The organism is Nostoc sp., from assembly GCF_036916975.1.
In the GTDB taxonomy this organism is placed as follows: domain Bacteria; phylum Cyanobacteriota; class Cyanobacteriia; order Cyanobacteriales; family Nostocaceae; genus Nostoc.
The window spans coordinates 1-6,872 of sequence record NZ_JBALFF010000013.1 but is presented as its reverse complement, the minus strand read 5'-3'; the positions used below and the strand labels follow the sequence as shown (position 1 = coordinate 6,872).

The 6,872-nt window shown below is 44.3% G+C and carries 4 protein-coding genes and 1 pseudogene; 4 read left to right on the top strand and 1 reads right to left on the bottom strand.

Annotated features, from left to right (window positions below):
* The 4 genes from V7K73_RS02860 to V7K73_RS02845 form a co-directional block, all read left to right on the top strand.
* A partial coding sequence (locus V7K73_RS02860; protein WP_334876947.1) for a Fe-only/vanadium nitrogenase subunit delta occupies positions 1-1,026 on the top strand: 1,026 nt, incomplete at its 5' end.
* Positions 1,027-1,502: 476 nt separating this feature from the next.
* Entirely contained in the window at positions 1,503-2,888 is a 1,386-nt protein-coding gene (vnfK, locus tag V7K73_RS02855) for a V-containing nitrogenase subunit beta (protein WP_334876945.1), read from the top strand.
* 423 nt (positions 2,889-3,311) lie between these two features.
* Positions 3,312-4,844, top strand: coding sequence for a nitrogenase component 1 (locus V7K73_RS02850; protein WP_334876943.1), 1,533 nt, complete (start codon positions 3,312-3,314; stop codon positions 4,842-4,844).
* A gap of 200 nt (positions 4,845-5,044) precedes the next feature.
* Positions 5,045-6,388: a nitrogenase component 1 gene (locus V7K73_RS02845; RefSeq protein WP_334876941.1), complete on the top strand. Its 1,344-nt coding sequence runs from the start codon at positions 5,045-5,047 to the stop codon at positions 6,386-6,388.
* A gap of 176 nt (positions 6,389-6,564) precedes the next feature.
* Here V7K73_RS02845 and V7K73_RS02840 read toward each other — a convergent pair.
* A pseudogene (locus V7K73_RS02840) lies at positions 6,565-6,741 on the bottom strand (DUF4336 domain-containing protein); the annotation flags it as partial.
* Positions 6,742-6,872 lie beyond the last annotated feature (131 nt).

The following is a 6,872-nucleotide window of genomic DNA, read 5'->3' as shown; positions in this document are numbered from 1 at the left end:
AAGAAGTTGCATTTGCCTTATGTGAATGGTCATGGCTACCACAATGGCCCTTATATGGGTTTTGAAGGTGCGGTGAATATGGCGCGTGATATGTATAATGCCATTTACTCCCCTCTGATGAAATTGGCTAAAGATGACATCCGTGGTGATAAAAATCTGCCAAGTACCAATGGTAATGGCAACGGTAAAGCAACCAAAGAGCTATCTGAGGAAGTCGTTTCTTTAGTTCAACAGCAAGTTAAGGAAGCCACTTCACACGTTCAACCACAAGCGAAGGAAGTTGCACCACAGGTTCAAAAGCCAGCTAAGGAAACTGCGCCACAAGCTCAACCCCAAGCTAAGGAAGTTGCACCACAGGTTCAACCACAAGCTAAGGAAACTGCGCCACAAGCTCAACCCCAAGCTAAGGAAGTTGCGCCACAGGTTCAACCACAAGCGAAGGAAGTTGCACCACAGGTTCAAAAGCCAGCTAAGGAAACTGCGCCACAAGTTCAACCACAAGCTAAGGAAGTTGCACCACAGGTTCAAAAGCCAGCTAAGGAAACTGCGCCACAAGTTCAACCACAAGCGAAGGAAGTTGCACCACAGGTTCAAAAGCCAGCTAAGGAAACTGCGCCACAAGTTCAACCACAAGCGAAGGAAGTTGCACCACAGGTTCAAGTGCAAGCTAAGGAAATCGCGTCATACATTCAAGATCGAGCTGCGGAAGTCACAAAATTAATTCAAGAACGCTGTTTGTGGCAGTTTCACTCTCGTGCATGGGATCGGGAAGAAAACATCAATGGTGTTCTCAATATGGCCGCCCAAATCTTGACTGGAGAAAAGGTGGTTCTAGAAACCTTGATCGACAGGGGTTTTTATGCAGATGCGAAGATCCTTTCGGCTGACCTGGAAATTAGGTTTTCATGGTTAAATAGCATGGAAAACTCGCAAAAGAAGGCAGTACTGGAATATGTTAAGGCAATGCTGATCGATATTGTAATAACCAAGTCGAAGAATGGTGAATTACATTATTCGCTTTATTAAAGCAATTAGATCGGTAATTCAAACCTCTGGGTGACGCTCGCGGATTTGCGATCGCTCTTAGCGTCTCCCTTCTCTCTTTGGAGAAGATCAGATTACCTCACTGAACGAACGGCGTTGTTGAATTGGAGTATGAATTAGAGTTAAGTCATCCTGTTAGTGTTTGTGCAGAAATTTTCTTACAGAGTAAAGAGCGGTGTCACCGACGGGCTACACCAAAAGCATTCCCAAGCAGCGTAGTGTCCACGTACCGTCTGACTACAGAAGCATCTCATCTAGCTTTCAAGATTTTCAAGAAATTCAATTCTAATTTTCTTCTGTAATCGATGCTATCAGTAGCTTGCTTCTTGGTTGGATGCAGCGTTAGCTCGCCGCAGGCATCGCTCCACTTTCTTAAGCTCAGAAAGACAACTCATATCTTCGTTCAGCAACGCCAAACACGCATCACGCAATTTTATTACCACATAGGAGTCAAGAGAATGTCTTTAGTCGTAAAACAGAAAGAACGCAAGGGAATCATCAATCCTATATTTACCTGTCAGCCTGCTGGGGCTGAATATGCTTCCATCGGAATAAAAGATTGTATTCCCCTGGTGCATGGAGGACAGGGTTGTAGTATGTTCGTTCGTCTCCTGTTTGCCCAGCATTTGAAGGAAAATTTCGACATTGCTTCTTCTTCACTCCATGAAAATAGCGCTGTCCTTGGAGGACAGCCACGCATTGAGGAAGGCGTAAAGACTTTAGTAGCACGATATCCCGATTTACGGATTATCCCAATTATTACGACTTGTTCAACTGAGACAATTGGGGACGATATCGAAGGAACCATTAACAAGCTCAACGGCTATTTAAAGGAAACTTATCCGGATCGCAAGGTTATCCTTGTTCCTGTACATACCCCCAGTTACAAAGGCAGTCAAGTCACTGGCTATAATGTCGGCGTAAATGCAATCATTTCTAGCCTAGCAAAAAAAGGCGAACCAACTGGCAAGTTGAACATCATCACTGGGTGGCTTAACCCTGGAGATGTCATTGAAGTTAAGCGCATCTTAAAAGAGATGGACGTTCCAGGAAACATCTTACTGGATACAGAAACCTTCGATGCGCCCACGATGCCCGATAAGACAAGTTTTGCCTTTGGGAATACCACCATTGAAGAAATTGCTGATTCTGCTAATGCGTTGGGAACTATTGCCTTATGTAAATATGAAGGCGGCAGCGCAGCAGAATTCTTAGAAGAGAAGTTTAAGGTTCCTGCAATCATTGGCCCAACACCAATTGGTATCAAAAATACCGACATCTGGCTGCAAAATATCAGCAAACTGACAGGCAAAGCAATACCAGAATCTTTAGTTAGAGAACGTGGTAAAGCTATTGATGCGATCGCAGACCTCGCCCACATGTTCTTCGCCAACAAGAAGGTTGCTATTTACGGAGATCCCGATTTAGTAATTGGTCTAGCAGAGTTCTGCTTAGAAGTTGAGTTAGAGCCAGTACTGATGTTGTTAGGAGACGACAACAAAGCCTGCACCAAAGATCCAAGAATTGCGGAGTTGGAGAAGCAAGCAGCTTGTGATATCGAAGTCATCTGGAATGCAGACCTCTGGGAATTGGAGCGCCGCATCAAAGATAAATCCCTGGAAATCGACTTGATTCTAGGTCATTCAAAGGGTCGATATATTTCCATCGATAACAAAATTCCGATGGTTCGGATCGGCTTCCCCAGCTTTGACCGCGCAGGTCTGTGGAAATATCCTGTGATTGGCTATAAAGGAGCAGAATGGCTAGCAGACAACATTGCCAACGCCATGTTTGCAGATATGGAGAACAAGCACGAGCGTGAGTGGCTCTTAAACGTTTGGTAAGAAGGTGATATGTATGGGGGATGGCATCTATCCACAGTGGTATTTCTTCTCGTCCACCGCCAACTCTCTCGCCAAATCATTAGATGGTATTTCCATCTGAATTTTTACGATACTTAGCAATCCTACATCAATTGTAAACCAGGCAGCACCCGTTTAACTGATTAGTCAGAGGGCAGCTCAGTAGCCTGGTTTACAAATCACAGGATACTGCTACGAATGGCATTAAGAAAAGCCCAAAGGCTTATGTCACCTCGTTAAGAGTCTTACTGACTGGGAATGTATTCAAAAGAGGGCTGCTGCCTCTGGTCAAGAAAGAGGAGCCGGAGCCTCCCAGAATCGGTTCCCAGTCAGGGCAAGGGCTGTATCTTAACTTAGTGCCATTCGGTACTGCTACAAAAGCTATTGAAAGACTGGAGAGTGATCATGACTGCAACAAGTATAGATAAGAATGTCGTATTTTACGGAAATTTGAGCGAACTGTATCGCTTGGCAAAAGAGGGTAAGATTAAGACTACTTTACAAGGTAGTCATACCCGCCCTTGTAAATTCTGGACTGCAACGAAGATTTTAAGTGGGATTAAAAATGCGATCGTCATTTCTCACGGGCCGAGTGGCTGTGCTTATGGTGTCAAGCGGGCATACAAGCTGACTAATAGCCGCAATAGTGGTTCACCTTATGAACCCGTGGTGACTACGAACATGAGTGAGAAGGCGGTAATTTTTGGAGGGGAAAAAGAATTAAAAGGGGCGATTCGAGAAGTAGATGAAAAATACCATCCTGATGCGATCGTTGTTGCCACTAGTTGTGCGTCTGGTATTATTGGCGACTGTGTTGATGACGTAGTGAATAAAGCCCGCAGCGAAATCGATGCTGAGATCATGACGATACATTGTGAAGGATTCGCCGGGGAGTATCGCAGTGGATTTGATATCGTATTTCGGCAAATCGTAGACTTTATGGAGCCGCCAACTCCAGAGCGGAAAGCACAACTAGCTAATGCTGTCAATATTGTGGGCGCAAAGATGGGCCCTGAAAGGACGGAAGTTGAAACTGATGTCAAAGAACTGGTGCGATTGATAGAAGGAATAGGTGCAAGAGTTCACAGTGTTATCGCTGGTGACTGTACTTTAGAAGAACTCAAGCAAGCACCGAGTGCAGCAGTCAACTGTACCTTATGTTTGGATCTTGGCTATACCATCGGCAAAGCCATGTCAGACAAGTTTGGTACTCCATTAAATTCTACTATCCTTCCCTATGGAATCACCGCTACAGAAAAATGGCTCGAAGGGGCTGCAAAATATTTAGGGATGGAAGAACAGGCGGCTGCCCTAATGGAAAAGGAATATGCCGCAATCAAGACTGAATTTGAAGCAGCTAAGAGTTATATAGAAGGGAAGTTAGCAATTATCGAAGGACATGATGCTATCAAGTGCTTGTCCCTTGCTCACATGTTGGAGCGTGATTTTGGGATGCGTGTAGTCATCTATAACTTCCATCCCTGGAGTACAGAAGCACGAGAAACCAGTGTAGATTATTTGTTAGAAACAGGGTTAGACCCGGAAATATTGATTACGAAGGGGACGCTGGCCTTTGGAAAGTACGAGTCCATGAAACAAACCGAAGATGAATTACTGGATTTCATTGGTGGTCTTGATGCAGACTCAGTAGTGTATTTTGGTTCTTCCTTGAGTTTCCCCCATATTCCCGTCGTCGATTTAAATGCCATCTTAAATCGTCCCAGATTTGGCTATCGTGGAGCTTTAAAGGTCGCAAAGTGTATTAAAACAGCACTCCAATACGGCTTTAGACCTCGGAGTTCTTTAACCAAGCAAATGGTGTTCCCTAAAGATTCGGGGTTAGCATCTGCTCAATCACTGACTGGAAAACTAGCGCAAGACCTGCCTGACTGTACCGTATATGCAGAGAAGAGACGGGGCAAATGTTGTAACGAGTAATAAAGACTTAAGCCAAAAATGTCAAGGCGGAAGCCGTTACAGGCTGCGCGAAATACGGTAACGTCGAGGCAGAAGTTGCTACAGGGAAGATAGAAGCCGTTACAGGCTGCGCGAAACACTGAAACGTCAAGGCAGAAGTCGCTACAAGCTACGTGAAACGCGTTTACCATAGTCAAACCTTAGAGAAACAGGAGGGAAAAATGTCTGCTGGACTAACTTTTGATAATTGTGACCATAGTAAAGACCCAATCGTTGGCTGTGCCCTTGAAGGTATTGCAACTACAGTTGCTGGCATTAAAGATGTCAGTATTGTGATTCAGTCTCCACAGGGTTGCGCGTCCACTGTTGCAGCTGGGTATGATGCTCATGAAGTTGATTTCACCAAGCGGAAAGTAGCTTGTACTCGTCTTTTTGAGTCAGACATTGTGATGGGAGCGTCTGAGAAACTCAAAGGGATGATCAAAGACGCGGATAAATCTTTTGATGCTAAGGTTATGTTTGTCGTTGGTACTTGCGCGGCGGATATAATTGGTGAAGATATTGCGGGATTATGCCATCAACTTCAGCCAGATATCAAAGCCAAACTCGTTCCTTTAATGGCTGGTGGGTTTCGGGGCAATGCTTATGATGGCTTGGAGATGGGTTTGGAGGCTTTACTTCCTTTTATCAAAAAAAGGCAGATCAAGAGAAGGGGCAGGAAGCCAAGGATTGTAAATATCATTGCACCACAGGCAAATCTGAATCCTACTTGGTGGGCTGATTTGGAATGGGTAAAGCAGACGTTAAAATCTTTAAGGATTAAAGTACAGACGGTCTTCTCTCATAATACCTCCTTTGAAGAACTAGAGCAAGCTGGTGAGGCAACCGCCAATATTGTTCTCAGTCATGATGTTGGGTATAAGTTTGCTCGGAAAATGCAACAGACCCATGACATCCCGCTTATCCTTGATGATATACCTTTACCAATAGGTGTAAACAACACTACTCGATGGTTGAAGGCATTGGCGGCACATTTCAAGATAGATGAAAAAGTGGAGCCAATCATCAAACAAGGCGAAGAAATGGTCGTAGATACACTTCGCAAACGAGCATTGATGATTATTCCCCGATATCGTAACTGTAGAATTGCTGTATCTGCGGATGGGACGCTTGGCATTGGACTGGTGAGAATGCTCTTTGAAGAATTGGAGATGATTCCTGAAGTCTTATTATTTCGCTCGGCGATGCCTGATTCTCGTTTAATTCTGGAGCGAGAACTGCACAGCCTCGGTCTTGCTTCCCGTGTAATATTTTCGGCAGATGGCTATCAGGTAAAACAGACCTTAGAAGAGTTTGATGTTGATGCTGTGATTGGCTCGGCATGGGAAAAATACATGGCAGAGGAATTGGGAATCAAAATTGCTTTTGATGTATTTAGCCCCACTAACAGAGAAACTTATGTTGATAAGCCATATTTTGGCTATGAAGGTATGATCAATATGATGGAGGTGATTGCTAACGATTGGGATAGAGCTTTTCGTTCCAAAGAGATTCATTGGACATAGAAAAGTATTGTGTCAAGAATGTTTTGATATCTTGATGCAGAGTTATCAAGAAGTATTGTGCTACACGTCTGGAGTAACGGCAGTTGCTACAACAGGGAGTAACTGCCGTCCTTAGGCAGGGGACTTAAACCCCCACCACTTGTTAATTTTTGTAGTCGATACAATGCGATCGCGCTCGGTGCTTTGAGAGCATCACGAAACATCTGTCCGATTGGAGTAACTTCCAACACACTTGGACGTAAGTAAAGCGCAAACAATGAAATGCGTTGCCATCCCTTGCGGCGGTTGTCTTCATTGTCCTCGATTGTCTCCAAGGCATTGTCCCTTGCATGAAACAGTAAGGGAAAAGGATCGAATGGCACTAAGAAAAGCTGAAACACTTATGGTTTAAGGGGAGCAATGCGATTTTGTGAGGTTTGGAAAAAAAGGTGCGATCGCTAAATCCTTTTCTCAGTAGCTAAAATATATTTATACTAAATAAGCA

Bases quoted from the DNA above. Each gene is read 5' to 3' on its own strand.
- vnfK (WP_334876945.1), top strand. From the start codon at position 1,503: ATGTCTTTAGTCGTAAAACAGAAAGAACGCAAGGGAATCATCAATCCT.
- V7K73_RS02850 (WP_334876943.1), top strand. From the start codon at position 3,312: ATGACTGCAACAAGTATAGATAAGAATGTCGTATTTTACGGAAATTTG.
- V7K73_RS02845 (WP_334876941.1), top strand. From the start codon at position 5,045: ATGTCTGCTGGACTAACTTTTGATAATTGTGACCATAGTAAAGACCCA.